The organism is Paenibacillus sp. J31P190 (genome assembly GCF_059692075.1).
In genome coordinates this window covers 157,870-176,832 of the sequence record NZ_JCAUAS010000008.1, presented here as the reverse complement: position 1 = coordinate 176,832, position 18,963 = coordinate 157,870, and the positions used below count along the sequence as shown (strand labels likewise).

The following is an 18,963-nucleotide window of genomic DNA, read 5'->3' as shown; positions in this document are numbered from 1 at the left end:
TCAAACCCGAAGCAACACGTCTCCTACCGTCCTCCTAAAAGAACCAATAAGCGCGAAAACCGCGCTCACAGCCAGAGCTCCGCGAGCCGAAGCTCGTCGACAGAGTCTGAGAAGCCGAATATCGACTTCTCGGCAGACCATACCGAGCACGAAAAAAAAAGAACCCGCAAAATTGCGAAGTTCTTGTCATTCCTGATGAGTTACAGATGAATTTCTGATGAAATTCTGATGATTTCCTGATGGGTTACAGATGATTTTCTGATAATTCACTGATAATTCGCCGTTGCATACCGATAATTCACTGATGATACCGATACTTTCCTGATGTATTATTGATATTTCTTAATAAACGCAATCGCGTTGGCAATATCTACTTCAGGCTTCTCCCCAACTTCACGCTCAATGGTCAAATAGCCCGTGTAACCAATGTCACGAAGCGCTTGAAAGTATCGACCGAAATCGACATGACCTTCACCTAGCGCGAGCTCTCGATAATAGGGTCCTGATGTCGCTGCCTCGGCGATAAGCTCGTGACTCATCGGTTGATAACCCAGTGAACCGTAGACTTCACGAGGGTCAGCCTGACGCAGTCGGACACCGTCCTTCACATGCGTGTGGACAATATAATCTTTCAACGTGATAACCCCTTGAACAGGATCATCGCCAGTCACCATCACCATATTCGCTGGATCAAAGTTAACGGAAACACCTTTAGTAGACAACGAATCTAGAAAGTTTTTCAAATGTGCAGCTGTTTCTGGACCGGTTTCCACGGCAAAGTAAGCTCCTAAGCTGCTTGCATACACGCCTAATTCCTCACACGCATGCAGCATCGTTTCATAAATAGGGCCATTGGCCTGCTCAGGTACGACACCGATGTGAGTGGTTACGACTTTGGTTCCCAGCTCAACCGCAAGGTCGAGAATGCGCTTTGATTTTTCAATTTTGTCGGCATTCACGGACTGATCTTGGAAGCCATGACCGCCCAAATCCCCACACAAAGCAGAGATGCTAAGCCCCAACGACTCGATGTAAGCTTTCAATTCCTTGCGCGCTTGAGGTGATAAGTTCGCCGGGTCCATCTCGCCTGAGACTGCATATATTTGTACTCCATCAGCACCAAGCTCTTTGGCTTTCTTCAAACCATCGCGCAAACCTAGTCGCAGACTGTCAACCATAATGCCAATTGGATTCCCCATATTGCATCAACACACCTTTCGTATCGCTGAATTTTAATGCCTATTCCACATCTTCCCATAGCCTTCTAATATTTTGCAACCCAATCATCGTACCCATTTTGCATTCCTCCATGCCTTCGAATTCCAAGGAAATGAATCCGTCATAGCCGGAGCTTTTAATAACGCGCAGTACTTCTTTCATATCAATATCACCATGGCCCACAATAGCGCCGCGCAAATGATTACCCTGTAGGGTCTGGAACCAACCCTTGCCTGGATTTTGGTACGAAGGACGAAGGTAAAAATCTTTCACATGGACCATCGAAGCGAAGGGCAGATTATTTTTCACCGCTGCAACGGAATCTTCATCTACGCACATGAAATTGCCCACATCTAGCGTTGTGCGGAAATTAGGACGGTCTACGGCTTGAATTAACGTTTGAACGCGGTCACTATGCTGCACAAAGTATCCGTGATTCTCAACGCTCGTTATGATGCCATATTGCGAAGCATAATCAGCAATTTGCCGACAGGCCTCCGCCATACGTTCAAGTTCTTTGTTAAAGTTCGCAATAGAACGATCCTCACTTGATGCGACATCATGGCGCATTCTTTGTACACCAAGCCTTGCAGCGAGATCAACTTCCCCTTTGACCCGTTTAATTTCCTGTTCATAGGCCTCTTGAGAATCTGTTAGAAAGTTTGCTCCAATCGCATAATTAGATATTTCGATGCCACGCGAATGGGCTTTAAGGCGAATCTCATCTGCAAGCTCCAAATTCCCAGGTAAATCAAAGCCAAGGGGCACAATCTCAACATGTTCGCCACCCTGGTCAGCAATCCAATCAATAGCACCAAAAATGTCCATTTCTCCAGACTTCAGAGCTTGAAATAAACTATACGTACTAACGCCAAGTTTCATATCCGTTCCTCCTTTTCTGATCCTAGATCGTTATAATCTGATTTCCTGACCTTTGGCAGCTGATTCATAAATACCACAAAGAATCTTCATCATGGTAAGTCCATCTTCAACTGGACTAATCGGTGAATTCCCAGTCCTGCAACAGGATAAGAAATGACTGATCTCCTGATTAAAAGCTTCTGTTATGTTAATCGATTTGCTATCTGTCTGTGGCGCTACATTCAAAATGGTATCCAGCATATCCGTGACGAGGACAAGCTCAGGCTCCAATTCCACTCCGCCCTTATCTCCGTACAGCTTGACCGCGATCTCGTCCTTTTTGGCATGAAGGGTAAAGCTAACATCAACCATAAGGGAAGCCCCATTTTCAAACCGAATTAAGGCATTGGCCATATCTTCAACCGTATTCAAATCAACATTATAATCGGCTGCTTTATAAAAGGAAAGATTGCGTACATTCGCCCGATTCCCAAGCTTGTTATACGTATGACCACTGACCGATACAGGTTTCGGTCTCCCCATTAAGTACCAGCATAAGTCAATTACATGAACACCAATATCGATTAAAGGTCCACCGCCGGATCGTTCCGAGTCAGCAAACCAGCCTCCTGGGTTACCTAATCGACGAAGACACGAAGCTTTGGCATAGTATAATTCTCCCAAATCACCATTATCGATAAAGCGCTTAACGAGCTGAGCATTGGTATCATATCTACGTACAAAACCAACCTGCAAAATTTTCCCTGTTTCACGAACAGCGTCTTGAATACGCTCAGCCTCTTCTACGGTTTTACAAAGCGGTTTCTCTACTAAAACATGCTTACCAGCACGCAAAGCTGCAATGCTAATCTCAGCATGTGTATTATTCCATGTACAAATACTTACAGCATCCACTTCTGGATTGGCCAGGAGTTCCCGATAATCGGTGTAAATATGCTCCACATTATACTTGGCGGCTTTATCCTCCGCTCTTTGACGATTCAAATCACATACGGCGACCAATTCTGCGTCTGCTTGCTTCACATAGGACTCAAAGTGCATATCGGAAATCGAACCTGCACCGATTACACCAATTTTCAATTTATTTACGCTCATTGTAAATACTTGCCTCCTTCGTGTCATATGCAATCAGGATAGCATGATTTTTGCTGAGGTAGAATGCATAGGATGAGCATATCCATGGATTATATGGTCAAAAAAAGGCTTTCATTTAGAATAAGATCTCTGTTCTATGAGCATACACCAAATATTAGCAAGTCCAACAATGAAGAAGCTGAACCAAGGTAGAGCGCCCCAACCGAGCATGCTCCCCAAGTCGTACAAATAACCCCCGCCAACATTACCAATCATAGCGCCGATGGATAAAGCAAAACTGTTAAAACCAAAATAACTGGCTATACTTCCAGTCCCAGCGAATTCAGACACCATTGTATTCATCATTGGCTGCCAAAACACTTGCCCGAGCATTAATGAAATGACCCCCGCATAAATCCCCAACATCGAGCCCGACATCCCAATTGTAAACAGCCCCGCCGTAATAAGTAACGTACCTAGTGACAGCACGCCAAAGGGCTGCATCTTAGTCTGACTTAATTTAGAAAAAGGAACCTGCAATAGTACCATCACAATGGCTCCGCAGCTATAAATGAACCCGATATTGGCTCCTGCAGCAATCTGATTCACTCGAAATGGAACGGCAATGTATAGCTGTGCTACAAGCGACCAGGATATCATAGTAAACACCATGAATCGTATAAAACTGCGGTTCTGCAGCACTTTTTTCATCTGTGGCAAAATACCTACGTATTCGGCTTTTGTTGGTTCAGATTTAATCTGCGGTAAAAAGAAAAGACTTAACATGAACGAAAATACAAAAATCAGTGTGGCCGTTATACTCACATATTGAAAATGAAAACCCAATAAAAACGCGCCCAGTATCGGCCCCACCACAAATCCCAAATTACTTAACAATTCACGTATCGAGTATACCGTAATGCGGTTTTCCGGTGTAGAAAGCGCTGCGTAATAGGCATAACTGGCTGGTTGAAATAATGCTGCGCCTAAACCCGAGAAGAAACATGCTAGGATTAAACCCGGGATATGATCAACGAATCCGAATAATCCGAAACCGAACGTACGGATAAACAAACCTATCAAAATCGTACGCTTATACCCAAGCCTGTCGGCCAATGTGCCGCAGAAAACAGACAACCCTTGTTGACTGAAGCTGCGGATAGCCGATATGACGCCAACCATCGTGACAGTTAGCAGTAGATCATGCAGTAAATACGAAGCAAGCAGAGGAATCATCATATAAAATCCGACCGCCATGCTGAATGTATTCATAAACATGACCCAAAAAGGAAGTTTAATAGCGGTTAGCCTATTCATAGCTGTTAACAAGAGCATTTCCTCATTTCCTTGTACGATGCGATGTGTCAATTTTTACAAGATACATGATCTAACAAGGATTGTATATGGGCTTTCTTTATGTAAGCTTGGGTATATTATTGCTGTTTTCATTGTTATATTCTTATCGTTTTAGTGATCACACAATTTCAAACATAAGTGCGCTCGTGAGGGTAAATGGGGCTCTCGTGGTTACAAGTGTTGTATTTTTTGCAACAAATTACACGCAAAAAGGCTATTTTGCATATTGAAGTTGCAGTGTGTACAACATTTTGAGCCCATTTCTTGAGAAATGACCTGATTAGGGCCCAATTGTTGTACGTAATGCAACATGGAAGGGAGAAAATAGGGGGTTAGGCAGCAATTGTTGTACTTTCTGCAATTCATTCATCCAGCAGCCTCAAGTGAGCCTATATCACAATGGATTTCGATATAAGACTTCTGCTTGTAGAACAAGAATGAATGAATCGACTCTCTCACTTATAATTTTCTTAAGTCCAAAAAGGGGTTGTCCCAAAAGTCAATTCATGATTTTTGAACCCCCACTTAGAATCAGATTCATATGTAAAAAGAACCTCAATCTCCCACCACTTTAGCAGTGGAATTGGAGGTTCTTTTGTTTAAATTTGGGACATGCTCAATCATGCGAGCACTTTTGCGACAGCCGCCTTTTCCCTGTTAAGGGATTAATAAGATTTTCCCTGTGCTTTTCCTGCTCTCTAAGAGTCTGTGGGCTTCCGCTCCATCCTTCAAAGGAAAGCATGTAAGGTTCTCTATTCGAATAATCCCTCGCCGCAGTGCATCAAATAGTTCACTTGAACGCTCGATTCGATTCTGCAAGGTGGTCACATGGTTCCACAGGTCCCCTCCCGTCAGCGTCTTTGAGGTGTCCATGAGCATTCTTGGGTCAATAACAGCTGGATCTCCTCCAGCCATGCCATAGAAAATGACTGTCCCTTTCGTTTTGGCAGCAGCGAAACTATCCATTAACGTGGATCCTACTGAATCGTATACCGCATTTACGCCTTGACTGTCATTGGACCAAATCTTGACCCCATTTACCCAATCGCTGTCGTAACTTAGAACTTCATCTGCACCGGCCTTTAAGGCTATTTCCCTTTTAGCTTCCGAAGAGGTCAAACCGATGACTCGTGCGCCTTTACTTTTACATAGCTGTGTCAAAATCTGTCCAACGCCACCTGCTGCAGCATGTACGACGATTTCCTCGCCGGATTGAACGCAATAGCTGTCATTCACCAAATAATGCGCCGTCATTCCCTGAAGCAATATACCCGCGGCGTGTTCGAACGTGATATATATAGGCAAAGGTATAGCACGATCTATTGGCACAGCAACCAATTCGGCATTGGCAAAAGGAACATCCACGAAGGCAACTCGATCTCCGACCTTGATTTGGTCCACATTCGAAGCTACTCGCTCGACAATGCCGGCACCCTCATACCCTAAAATGAAAGGCGGTTGTCCAGCCAAATGATAGTTGCCTCGTCTCCTATATATGTCGGCGAAATTTAAGCCGATGGCTTCCGTTCTCACTAGGATATGGCCTAGTTCTAAGCTGGGCTCAGGAATGTCTACATATTGCAGGACCTCTGGCCCGCCAAACTGCTCAAAAATTAGTGCTTTCATTGACTACCTCCAACAGGCTAATCTTGCTAAAAAATTGTATCATATTCCTCTAGTAAAGCAAAAAAGATCAACATCACCAGCGCGTACACTGGACGTTGACCTCTCATCTACTTTGTAATAACCGCCTCTTTGGGTAATAAGGCAAGTTGGGCTGGCTTGTTGATATAATAACCCTGTACTCCCCAACAATTCATTTCCTTTAACATCCTATATTGTTCATACGTCTCGATGCCTTCTGCGATTACTTGCAGGTTCAGTGCTTGGGCCATGGCTAAAATGGCTGAAATCAGTGAGACATTCATTTCACAAATGAAAGACCTGTCAATCTTTAACTTATCTATCGGCAGTAAAGTTAACATGCTTAACGAGGAATAGCCGGTTCCAAAATCATCTAAGGCAATAGTAAAGCCTTCAGCACGCAATCTTCGCAACGTTTGTTGGACATCTTCCATCGAATGAATCGTTGTGCTTTCTGTTATTTCCAACTCTATCCTACGTGGGTCCATATGCTCTTCTTTCAATATTTGAAGCATTTGATCAACGAAAAGATGTTCGTTTAATTGAATCCTCGAAATGTTGACTGAAATTTTAAATTGATGACCGTATACCGCTTTTAAAAGATGCCAATCCTTACAAGCTTGCCGGATGACCCAGTATCCAATCGGAATAATCAAACCAGTTTCTTCAGCGACCGGAATAAAGTCATTCGGCTGGATCATTCCCATGTCGGCAGAGTTCCATCTTAGCAGAGCCTCAGCTCCAATGAATTCCTCCAGAACCGGATTGTAAATAAGCTGATAAAGCATATGTAATTCTTCTTTTTCAACCGCGCTAGAGAGAGCAATCTCATGAATGAAATTCTCAACGTGGTCGTATTTAGATGAAGCTTCGTAAATATGATATCTTTTTCTACCCGCCCCTTTGGCCTTATACAAGGCAATGTCCGCTTGTTTTAAAAGGGTTTGGACAGTTTCACTATTCACACTTTGAGCTACACCAATACTTACACTTAACTTCAATGGATGATCATTTACTGTAAAGGCAGCCGCAAAAAGTTGATTAATTTGGTCGGCAGTCTCCTCTGCTGATCCAGATTCCCCCATTGCTACAACGACAAATTCATCCCCGCCTAATCGTACAAGTGTATACTCCGCACCAAATTTCTCAACAAGACGATTAGCGACCTCCACGAGTACGGTATCACCTACATCATGTCCGAAGATATCATTAATGTTTTTGAAATAGTCCAGATCAAGTAAATAAATGATTGCTGGATTATGCACATGCTCAAGCAGGAATCTTCGATTATATAGCTTGCTAAGATCGTCATGATAGGCGTAATGATAAAGCAAATTTTCGTGTTGTTTGCGCTCGGTAATATCACGAGTGACAGTGACGATGAACTCCATGTCACCGCTTTCATTGAAAATAGGTGTAAGTATACTTTCTCCGCTTAACATACCATTGGGCAGCACAACGCCATCCTCGTACTTAATGGTTCGTCTTTCGGTAACAACTCTCGTATATTTCTTATGTAAGTAGTTCGCCATCTGGCTCGAGTTTGAATCAAAAAATGTTAGTCCAACAGCATCCATTGTAATTCCGCTAAAGTTCGTAGCAGCGCGATTTACATAATAGTATTTGAAATCCGATCCATCAACACTCATGATGTAAACCGAGTCTTCCATATTATCCATCATGCTTAGGAGTGTCTTAACATCAAGTAATTTATTCGCAGGATTTATCATACAAACGACTCCTCTATACTCACAACAACCTTATAACTGTCTCTAAGTTGACTGGAATATAGCATTCGACAGAAAACTTCATTTTCCTTCCATACTTTCTTTTAAAGACTGTCTTCTCCTATTCATTTTAATCTGATTTCCGATTCACTTTTCTCAAAAATTGCAAGGTCCGTTCATTCGTTGAAGCATCAAAAATGTCGGCTGGCGTCCCTCTTTCCACAATCGCGCCTTGATCCATAAAGACAACTTGGTCCGCCACTTCTTTGGCAAAGCCCATCTCATGTGTCACAATAACCATCGTCATGCCTTCGAAAGCTAGATCCTTCATCACCTTTAGCACTTCGCCTACCAATTCCGGGTCAAGCGCGGACGTTGGTTCATCGAATAATAGGACCTCAGGATTCATCGCCATGGCCCGAGCAATCCCTACCCGTTGTTGTTGTCCGCCGGATAGCTGATGCGGATAATGATCGGCACGATCACTAAGTCCAACCTTATCTAAGATGGATAAAGCCTTATCCTTAGCAGTTTTCGAGGATTCTTTAAGGACAATAACAGGGCCTTCCATAATATTTTGCAAGACGGTTAGATGGGGAAATAAGTTATAGTTCTGGAACACCATACCCGTGTGTTTACGGATGGAACGGATGTCCGCCTTATTCAATTTGACTTCACCTGAGAATGTCATTGTCGCTTTGGCTATCGAGAGGGTCCCCTGATCTGGAAAGTCCAATAATTTCAGACATCTTAATAGGGTCGTTTTGCCGGAACCGGAAGGTCCAATCACAACGGTCGTGCTCCCTTTTTCAACATCCAAATTAATATGGTTCAAGACGTGGAGGTCATGAAAATGTTTATGTATACCTTCCATTCGAATCATGCTGGCCCCCCCTTACTTGGCAATGTTTCGTTCATAGTGGATTTCAAGCTTGGATTGGAAATAGGAAAGAACGGTACTGAAAACTAAATAAACGAAGGCTACCTCGATATAAAGCCACAATGGCTCATAAGTAACAGCTGCAATCTGCTGCCCTTTCTGAAACAATTCCGTAACCGTAATCGTGGCGGCTAAAGAAGTATCTTTGATTAAACTTATGAAGGAATTTCCTAATGGAGGAATAGCGACTCGCACAGCCTGGGGTAAAATGATGCGCCTCATCGCCTGCCATTTCGTCATATTGATCGAATAAGCGGCCTCACTTTGGCCTTTGGGAATCGACAATATCGCGGCGCGAATAATTTCGGAGCTGTAGGCTCCTTTATTTAACGTGAATCCGATAATAGCTGTCGGAAAAGGATCCAGCGTTATTCCCAAACTCGGAAAACCATAAAATAGAATAAACAGCTGGACGAGCAATGGCGTGCCGCGGAAAACCCAAACATAGAATCTCGCTATCGTACGTAGAATGGCAAAATCCGATAATCGAGCAAGCGCCGTGATGAAAGCTAAGCTAAGTCCAAGTGCAAATGTGATTAAAGTAAGCGGAACTGTGTACGTAAGCCCCGCCTTTATAATAGGTAAGAAGGAATCGGACAGGATCCCTATAATTCGCTCTAGACGTTCATTTGTCATTAGGCTATGTCCTTACTTCGTTACGTCTGCATTGAACCATTTTTGCGAAATTTGAACCAATGTACCGTCCGATTTCATGTCTGCCAAAGCTTTATTAACTTTACTAACTAAATCTGTGCTTCCTTTACGGAATAAAAAGGCGTTGCTGGTCGCGGACGGCTCTTCATACACCGTTTTGATCGGCAGCTCGGGACGCTGCTTTTTCAAATCCAAATAGGACAAACTATCGTTAAGCGTCGCATCGATCCTGCCCGAAGTCAGAAGATCAATCGCTTGATTAAAACCCTCCACAACTGTATTTACCGCACCGTGCTCTTCCGCTATTTTCCGATAATTACTATCGAGGGATTGTCCAACTTTCTTGCCTTTAAGGTCATCCAACGTCTTGATATTCGTATTATTGGCATGCACCACAAGAACAGCGCGAGAAACAATATAAGGCGTAGACATGTCGTACTTCTCCAAACGGTCAGGGCGAACAGCCACCTCGTTGGCTACCATGTCATACCGTTTCGCATCGAGTCCTGCAATCATGCCATCCCACTTGGTTTCAACAAAACGCGGCGTCATGCCAATCCGTTTGCATACCTCTTCTGCCGTCTCAACATCAAAACCCGTAAGCTTGCCAGCCTTATCATGAAAAGTGAAAGGTGCATAAGTGCCTTCTGTGCCGATCGTAATTTCGGCCTTACTCGGCGAAGATGCAGACGGTGTTACGTTTGGTTTAGTCGTACTACAGCCTATTGAAGTCAGAAGCAATGCCGTAACTGCTGTTGTTGCGAATAATTTTTTCATCCTAATACCCCCTGTGAAATAACCCTTTTTTGAGTTAAAGGTATTATTCCCCATGTGAAGGAATTTTAAGTAAAAAAATTGTAGTGGGGAAAATGTACACCAGAGAAAAGTATAAGCCGAATCAGAATTAGTACGGATTCGTAGATTAACAAGCCACGAGCTGAAGCCCATCAGTAGAATCTGAAGGCCGGAAATCTGCTTCTCAGCCCCAACCCTCCAAATCTTCCCAACTCGAAAGAACGTGCTGTGCTACTCTATAGCTTCGAACACGAGCATGGCCTTCCCCTGTTGGTTCAAGGATTGATTTCTGATACATCCCTTTAAGAGTTTCTTGTGCTTTTCTTTGTCGGAACTGAAATCGTTTTTGAACATCAGCAGGTTTGATTGCTCTTCCTAACGCATGGGCAAAACGGATGATTTCTTTTTCTAAATAATTCAGCTCTATTACATGGTTAAATACATCGCCAAAGTGTCTGCCAATACATTGCTGGATGAATTGCTCACACATGCGAGGTCGGTTTTTTACGTCATCATAAGAGAACCGGAAAATCTTCCAACCATCTATAATTAGGTGGTTTTGTCTAATTAATTGGTCGGAGAATTGAGAGCGACTAATATCAGTGAAATGGGGACCAAAGCCATCAATTTCAATCGCTAGTCTGAGAGAGTTGCGAAGGAAGGCGAAATCCAAAAAACGCGTACCGTCGCGAAAATCTTTGATTTCATATTCTGGATGCAAGTCTTGAAAATGTCCAAACGCGCTCCACCAAATCTGCTCAAGAAACAACTTCTCCGCATGTCCATGACCTTCTTTAAGTCGCTTTAACCTTTCCCCTTCCCTTATCGAAATGTGTTTAGCTAAAAAGGCTTCATGTGCTTTTTCAAATTCATTCATTATTAGATACCACCTCCAGAAAATAAATAAACCGCTCCTCCAGACAGCTAACGCTGTACGGAAAAGCGGTGTGTGCTTCACAACCGTTTGATATTAATTTAATACAATGATAGCATATCACATAAAATTTAACAATTATGTTTGAGAGGCAAAATTTCCTTTTCGTTCGTCTCGTTCGGCTAAAACCGTCCATTTCATCGAGTGATGAACGTTTATTTAATCGGAGGCATGCGGGACTGACTGCTGAGAAGTCGATTTCCGACTTCTCAGGCTCTGCCGGCGAGCTTCGGCTCGCGCAGCTCTCTCTGAAAGCGCGGTTTCCGCGCCTATTAGTTCGAGGGCGCCGCAGTGTCCCACAGTAAATGCAAATAAGCCCTTCCGCCTAGTTCGAGCGGATCAGCGGTCAGATTACTCAGACGATGGAATAGTTAACCCACTCCCCTTGAACCCCGCCCATTTTGTCAAAGAACTGCTGAGCTCGTATATTATCAGGAGCTGTTATCCAAGACATATAGGCATAGCCTTGATCCTTTGAGTAACCTTGACATTCTAAAAACAGTTCCGATTCCACTTCTGTACCTCTATATGGCTCAATGATAAAAAGGTCGTTCATGATGGTAATTTTGTCTGCTTTCATCGTACTAAATGCGAAGTATAAGGTAGCAAAGCCGACTAGGTTTCCATCTTGTTCTGCGACAAACTGTATGCCTACTTGTTTCTCTAAAAGGGTTTGAATCAACTTATGTATTTTTCCATCGGCTGGCCTAGGTTTCTGATAAAATCCAACGATGTATTCATACATTAATTCGGTCAATCTGATTTCATCATCAGGTTCTGCGTCTCTCACGATAAGTGGCATTCATAATTCCCTCCATTCGATAATGCATAATTATACATAAATATGCATGTATATTCAATATAATTATTGCACGTTATTCGAAATAAAAAAGAGAAGCCGCCACTATAGCGCGCTTCTCCACCAAAACTTTGATTGATTTAGGATGTACCTGTTAGAAGTAAGTCCTTTTACATTTGGAATACTACCGTTGGGTTTGTTGTTATGTTATTTACAATTTCTTTGTACGATCCCCCAAAGGTCATACCGAAGGTATAAGAACCAGGCAATAACTCCTTATTGATCTCCACCGTTTGTTTGGCCAATCGTCCGCCAGCCTCCCGCATAGTATTTCACACTTCCGCTGTCCATCAGATTTCCTTGGCTGTCCTTCAGTTGTACCTTGACCTTTATCGTTTGAAATACGACCACTGCGTCAGTTCCTATATCCTGTACTTTCTCCTTATACGCTCCCTCGTTGGTCATACCGAAGGTATAAGAACCAGGCAATAACTCCTTGCTGATCTCTCCGCCAGTCGTACTACCAAATGTCAGCCAGCCTCCCGCATAGTACTTCACGCTGCCGCTGTCCATCAGATTTCCCTGGCTGTCTTTCAATTGTACTTTAACCTTGACTGTCTGGAATATGACTACTGGATCAGTTCCGATATTCTGTACCTTTTCCTTATATGCTCCCTCATTGGTCATGCCGAAGGTATAAGAACCAGGCAATAGCTCCTTGCTGATCTCTCCGCCAGTCGTACTACCAAATGTCAGCCAGCCTCCCGCATAGTACTTCACGCTGCCGCTGTCCATCAGATTTCCTTGGCTGTCTTTCAATTGTACTCTAACTTTGACTGTCTGGAATATGACTACTGGATCAGTTCCGATATTCTGTACCTTTTCCTTATATGCTCCCTCGTTGCTCATACCGAAGGTATAAGAACCAGGCAATAACTCCTTACTGATCTCTCCACCGTTTGTTTGGCCAATCGTCAGCCAGCCTCCCGCGTAGTATTTCACGCTGCCGCTGTCCATTAGATTTCCTTGACTGTCCTTCAGCTGCACCTTGGCTTTTACCGTCTGGAATACGACAACCGCATCAGTTCCGGTATTTTGCACCTTCTCCTTATAGGTTCCCTCGTACGTAATGCCGAAGGTGTAGCTTTTGTCTGCTATGGATTTACTTACTCTGCCGCTAGCGTCTGTCACACCAAAATCCTTCCAGCCTCCATCGTAGTATTTCACTACTCCGCCGCTGAGCGGATTGCCATTACTGTCTTTTAACTCAACCTTTACAGCGGTTGTGGCAAGCGAAAAACTAAGTTGATGCACAGACTCAACATTCCCCGCTTGATCCGTTGACTTATAGATCAAGGTATATTGACCTTTCTTATCCAACGTAACAGGTGATGTATATAGCTGAAATGTAGTCCCATTATCCAGACTGTATTCTGTTTTCATCACACTTGAATCAACATCCACTGCACTTAAACTTACTGTAACCGGCCCCGTATAAGCACCATTTGGTCCGTCCGATTGTGCCGGGCTCAAACTGGCTGTTGTACTCGGAGCTATTTTATCAATGTTATTCACTGTGTAGCTGGTAACATTCGACGCATGGCCTGCCGCATCTGTTCCTCTTGCAAAGATCATGCCATTTTCAGAAACGACTACTGGCGATGTGTACGCTGTCCATATGCCGCTAGCACCTACTTTGTACTCTCTCACCGCTGCTTCAGCCGGAAAGCTAATCGTAACGGTAACATCGGTGTTGGTCGGTGCTGTGATATCTGCAGAAAGACTTGGATCTGCTGGTGGTTGCGCAACTTGACTTGATCTGTACGTCAGCGGGATCCTAAATGAAGCACCGCTTGCAATATCATAGATAAATCCTTTACTGAAATCATTCGAATCTTTATAGGATCGGACAAGCGTAATGTCCCCTATATCGAGCTTCAAGCGGGTTCCTTCCATGACGGATACATCCTTAATGCGGTAAGACGCATAGCGGACGCCGTCATTCTGAATGGTGATGCTCTTACCAATCAAATCGGCAGGGGTGCTGAAAAGCCCAGAAGCTTCGATAATGATCTCATTTTGCGGTGACAAATCCTTCGTAAAGTCCACAACTGTTCCGGTAACGGCTCCAACCCGATCCTGCCCGATTTCATTGTTCTTTCCGATATACGAGCCGTCGTGCAAATAGGTGCTCGCACTTCCATCCTCCTGCACCGAATATACGCCGAAGAAGCCTTTAAACTCCAAAGAGTATGCGGTATCAGGCAGTTCAACCGTGTAAGCTTTGCTTGAATCCAAGCTGCTAACAACATAGTCGGTTCTACCGTTTTTCAATTTCACTTGAACTGCTCGAACCCCGCTGTCATCCACGGTCTGTCCGTTCATCTTAACGATCAATGGCGTGATCGAGTTGATAAAGCGTTCTCCTTTATACGGCTCAATGATCGAAGTAAATAAACTATCGATGCTAGTGCCGCTGCGGTGAGCGACCAAATACCGGAGATCTTTCGGATTGCCAATCTTATTCTGCGGCGGTACTCCGTCGGCCAACGCTACATCATTAACACTGCCTAACATCGTCAATCTTAGGTGAACGTCTGTTGCTGCCCCGCTGCCTTGACCGTACATATTCCAAGTATCCTTCACATTCCAGTCAACGCTAAATTTATTCGACGGAGATCCATCACGTTCCACATTTTTCAAATAATGAAACCCGCTGCCCATATAGCCGACCCCTGCGGCATCATCGACTCTTTGTCCGTAAGGTACGTCCGCTCCCGCATACGTCCCTGTTGCTTGCGGAACCAAGTTCAACCCTTCCGTCGCAACCGTTCCTTCTGCTCCGTGGAAGCTAAAATAATGATCATTGCCTCCCTTTACCCGAAACAGATCAACCGTATAGGAGTTCTTGTCATCTGCCTTGATCATGGCCGTAGTCCGCTTATACAACGTCGTCTGCGGATATACCTTAGGTGCTTCCACATCAATGAGCTTCACCAAGTCCGTATCGTCAAAACGCTTAGCTTCCGCAGCCCATAGATTTGTGTTCTGTTTCCGCTTGTCTACGACTACCGTGTTATGGCTGATCGTATTGACGACCCACTGCGCCCGATGCATATCGACGCTGTCGGAGAATTCGGGATAGCCCAAATCTGGCGACAAATCGAGACCAAACGCGTGAAATCCAACGTTTAACGTGTCCGCATGTCCGTGGCTTACATTGCGTCCATAGAACATCCATTCATCACGAAGCGTGTTATTCGCGTCTAAGTGGGCATCCCGCTGAGCTCGCGCCTGCGCATTTAGCAGATTCAATACGCGAACGTCCAGATTGAAACTGCTGGATAACGGATATTTCCCGATGCCCTCGAAAGAAATGGTATGCATTCCTTGTGTAAGGTTCATCTGGTTGATAATCTCATATTCATTTGTATCCATCCCATAAAAATCCATCTCTTTAACGGATTGCCCATCAATGGAAATACGATAAATGCCATTAGACTGAGCTTTTACGGGGAGTAAAGCCAACTCATAATCATCCGTAGCTGGAACATTAAATTCAAATGTTGCCGTTTCCCCGCTTTGGGCTGCCGCAAGTTGGATGGAACTAGTAGCCTCAACAAACTTCGTCGGTACGCTTTGTGCGGACACGTTCATGCCGCTAAACCCAATCCTCGTTCCATAATCGACTTTCGGGTTATCACCGTCCCGCAGCGCGGCGAATCCATATCCGCTCTTATTTGCACTCTCCATTTTCAGTGGACCTTTGACGTTAATAACCTCTTGAATTTGACCCGCGATCGCATTAGGACTAGAGGAAAATACATCCTTATGAATCCCATCCGTCGTATTATTGTTCAGAAAATAGGCCAGCTGTGCATAAATCGGATCGCTGAATTTTTCAAACGCTTTGACGGAATCTGTCATCCGCTCAATGATAAATGGATTTCCGGTTCGGCCCGTATCCCCGATGTTTGCTGTAAATTTTTCACTTAAAATAAGCGAACTCATAGCGGAGAACATTTTTCTAAACTTCACGTTATTATACAGATCGGCCTGCGGGTATAAATCATAGCCCTCCAAAATATCGGCCGTCAACCGATGATTCACCAGCCACAAAGCATTGTAACCTGGCGCGCTTTCATTACCGTTCCCATCTCGGTCAACGTCCGAAACAAGTGAATTTAGAATATTCCCACCTGTCAATCGGGTCGGATTGGCAAGTACTCCTCCTGTCTGAAAAATGAAGTCCAGCCACTCTTTCGTTTCAGGCATTGTATCGTAGACAACAGCAGCCATGGCCAGAGCACTTTGATGCATGCCGTCATTGCCAAGTATTTGCGTCTTTTTTACTGCCGGAAATACTTGCTTAATCATACCATCTTCGATATTCCGACGAATGTTTGCTCCGGAATTTTTCGTATTTACCAATCGAAATTGCGTCGACTTCGCACTCAGAAATTGAACGATTTCCGGGTCATCGAGTGCCGGGAATAAAGCATCGTAGGCACTAATAAACGACTTCACTAATTCAGTTTCCCAAATGCCGCCTAATACTTTACCATTGCCGACAGATTTGCCCGATGAATTTAGAAACACCGCTCTGTCAAACTTGCTTATATCCATTTCCGGATAAACATCCGCCACCCGATCTAGCAATATCGAACCGGCACGGCCATACTTGATGTCCCCCGTATATAAATAAGCATCGCGGAATGCATTTAGCGAACGCTGAATCAGAGAATCTCCCCCGTACCATGACCAGTGGACATAGTAGGCGATGAATGTATACCGTTTTCCTTGCTCATCTACCCAACCAAAGCCGTCGTCAACTCCCCAAGTGGGTCCCTTTTCAGGATAGAGTGTGTTTACAAGCAGACTTCGGTCCGCTAGCTCCGGTTGGAAGATGCCATGTTCATCCAAACCGCTCTGGTAATAAGCTCCGAAGTCATTCGTCGGAAAGCGGTAAAGGTTGCCGTCTTTGTCTTTTGCACTCGGATCTACAATTTTCCAAGGGTCATTCAATGGATCAATACGATAAGGATAGTTCCCGTATTTTTTAACCTCCTCGCCGGTTATCGGACTTCCTAACGACTGATTAACGGCATAACTGCGAGGAAGCCTTTGACCGGGAACCGCGTTCCACAAGAAGTCCAGTCCTTTAGCCAGAAATTTATCCGCGTTTGAAACTGCCGAATCCTTCAAGCTCTTTGCCCATTGCAGCTGCTGTATATTTTGCCTGGCGGCCGTGACCTTCTCCTGGCTGTACAGTGTTGTCCTCGTTTTGCTATTCACCAGTTCACCAGACCTAATGAATGTCGCGTTATCGAAATATACGGTTCCTCCGGCTGGCGGCGAGGTGCCTAATCTCAGGCTAATATAGGCGGTTTGAGCCGGAAAAACGCTCTTAAGCGTAATGGGCGTCCAAGCGTTACTAGACGAACCCGTCTGAGATATCGATGAAAGGAAGACTTTGTCCGCATCCCATAATTCGACCTTCAGCTCAGCTGTCCCGGAGTCCGTGAATGCAAACACATTTGCCGTATATTCAACGCCGGGTGAAACAGGAATGAGATGACTGCGCAGTCCTGCCGACTGGTCCCCGGCATTTGTTATTTTGATGCTGCGGACTCCGTCGTAGGCCTTCTCGCTGGATACATCCACAGTGCCGTCGACCCCACGCCAATTGCTTGGCTTTCCATTCTCCAACAGCTCGAATCTGCCGTTATTCAAATAGGGACTTGGGTCCGGAGCGGCTTCCCCGAATTTGGCATCATCAAAATAACTCGTACCGATGTTAGTACCCCCCAGATACAATCTTATCGTGGCGTAAGCTGCCCCAACTGGCGCAGTACCTACCGCACGAATCGGCTTCCATTCATTCTGGGTAGTGCTAGCCGTTATCACGTTCGTTAAATTGGTATTGGCGGCATCCCAAAATTCCAGAAAAATGGTAGAGGCGCCGGCTTCGTCATAGGCAAATACTTCCGCTTCATATTTCACCCCTGCTGAAACTGGCATTTTCTGACTTCGGACTCCGATGCCAGCGGTTGCGCTCGTATCCACCATTTTAATGCTGCGATCTCCCGAGCGTTTCCGCTCCATGGAGGATGTAATATTACCGCCGAAGATAGAATCCCAATAGCGGGGCATTCCATCAATCGTATTCTCCATTCCTCCGTTCCTGAGTGGCGTGTTCGGATCCTTCACCAATTCCCGGAAATCCGCATCGTCAAAATAGGATGTTCCGATGTTCGCTTGACCTGAATAGACTCTCAGGCTTGCGTATACAGCTCCTGTTGGCGCAGTTTGACTGATTCCGAGCTGCTTCCACTGATTTACAGTATTATTAGTGGCAGTTGGAAAAAGGATGAGCGTGTTACTCGCATCCCAAAACTCCAAGTAAAGGGACGAGCTGCCTTGTGCATTGTAAGAATATACGGAAGCCTCATATTCCTTTCCAACCGTAACCGGGATCTTCTGACTGCGCAGACCGACGGATGCCGTACTGCTATTATCCGTTAACTGCACGCTGTAGACTGCGCTGTGTACCGTGTACGTAGAAGATGTCACTGTCCCGCTCATAACGGACCAGTTCAGAGGCTTTCCACCGGAAACCTGCTCGAATCCACTGTTTGGAAGTATCGGCAGCGTGTCCGCTTTTGCATTACCGGGGAATACCGTAAATACCGAAAATGCCATTAAAAAAGATAGGAAAACAGATAGAAACTGCGAACCTCTCATTCGACTCATTAATAATCCTTCCTTTCCAATCATATTCGTCAACCACCCATAAATAAAGCGTTTTCATTTGGTGCTATCCTAAATTATAAAGTCCAGTGTGGCCTTGAAGATATACATTCAATTCAACAAAGTGTCTACAAATTCCAGAAAACAAAAGGGGTTATTTTCCAAGTCTGAGAAGACCTTGAAAACGACC

12 protein-coding genes are annotated in these 18,963 nt (G+C 44.6%); all 12 read right to left on the bottom strand.

All coding sequences use genetic code 11. The features are described from left to right. Positions 1-329: 329 nt before the first annotated feature. A complete protein-coding gene (locus AC58U0_RS16635; protein WP_497380099.1) occupies positions 330-1,199 on the bottom strand; it encodes a sugar phosphate isomerase/epimerase family protein in 870 nt (289 codons plus the stop codon). A 40-nt stretch (positions 1,200-1,239) separates the two neighbouring features. Beyond that, on the bottom strand, positions 1,240-2,100 hold the full coding sequence (locus AC58U0_RS16630) for a sugar phosphate isomerase/epimerase family protein (RefSeq protein WP_497380098.1): 861 nt from the start codon (positions 2,098-2,100) through the stop codon (positions 1,240-1,242). A 30-nt stretch (positions 2,101-2,130) separates the two neighbouring features. Beyond that, the gene (locus AC58U0_RS16625) at positions 2,131-3,195 is read right to left on the bottom strand and encodes a Gfo/Idh/MocA family protein (protein ID WP_497380097.1); all 1,065 of its coding nucleotides are present in this window, start codon (positions 3,193-3,195) and stop codon (positions 2,131-2,133) included. A gap of 111 nt (positions 3,196-3,306) precedes the next feature. Further along, entirely contained in the window at positions 3,307-4,503 is a 1,197-nt protein-coding gene (locus tag AC58U0_RS16620) for an MDR family MFS transporter (protein ID WP_497380096.1), read from the bottom strand. A 684-nt stretch (positions 4,504-5,187) separates the two neighbouring features. After that, a complete protein-coding gene (locus AC58U0_RS16615) occupies positions 5,188-6,156 on the bottom strand; it encodes a quinone oxidoreductase family protein (protein ID WP_497380095.1) in 969 nt (322 codons plus the stop codon). A 107-nt stretch (positions 6,157-6,263) separates the two neighbouring features. Then, entirely contained in the window at positions 6,264-7,904 is a 1,641-nt protein-coding gene (locus AC58U0_RS16610; protein WP_497380094.1) for a putative bifunctional diguanylate cyclase/phosphodiesterase, read from the bottom strand. Between the two features lie 127 nt (positions 7,905-8,031). After that, entirely contained in the window at positions 8,032-8,784 is a 753-nt protein-coding gene (locus AC58U0_RS16605) for an amino acid ABC transporter ATP-binding protein (RefSeq protein ID WP_497380093.1), read from the bottom strand. 12 nt (positions 8,785-8,796) lie between these two features. Continuing rightward, positions 8,797-9,477: an amino acid ABC transporter permease gene (locus AC58U0_RS16600; RefSeq protein WP_497380092.1), complete on the bottom strand. Its 681-nt coding sequence runs from the start codon at positions 9,475-9,477 to the stop codon at positions 8,797-8,799. Between the two features lie 12 nt (positions 9,478-9,489). Continuing rightward, complete coding sequence (locus tag AC58U0_RS16595; RefSeq protein ID WP_497380091.1) at positions 9,490-10,272, bottom strand: amino acid ABC transporter substrate-binding protein; 783 nt, start codon at positions 10,270-10,272, stop codon at positions 9,490-9,492. Positions 10,273-10,474: 202 nt separating this feature from the next. Next, positions 10,475-11,167, bottom strand: a complete 693-nt coding sequence (locus tag AC58U0_RS16590) for a putative endonuclease domain-containing protein (RefSeq protein ID WP_497380090.1) — start codon at positions 11,165-11,167, stop codon at positions 10,475-10,477. Positions 11,168-11,579: 412 nt separating this feature from the next. Then, positions 11,580-12,026, bottom strand: a complete 447-nt coding sequence (locus AC58U0_RS16585) for a GNAT family N-acetyltransferase (RefSeq protein ID WP_497380089.1) — start codon at positions 12,024-12,026, stop codon at positions 11,580-11,582. A 273-nt stretch (positions 12,027-12,299) separates the two neighbouring features. Then, positions 12,300-18,776 (bottom strand): OmpL47-type beta-barrel domain-containing protein, encoded by a 6,477-nt coding sequence (locus AC58U0_RS16580; RefSeq protein ID WP_497380088.1) that lies wholly within the window; start codon positions 18,774-18,776, stop codon positions 12,300-12,302. Positions 18,777-18,963: the final 187 nt, after the last annotated feature.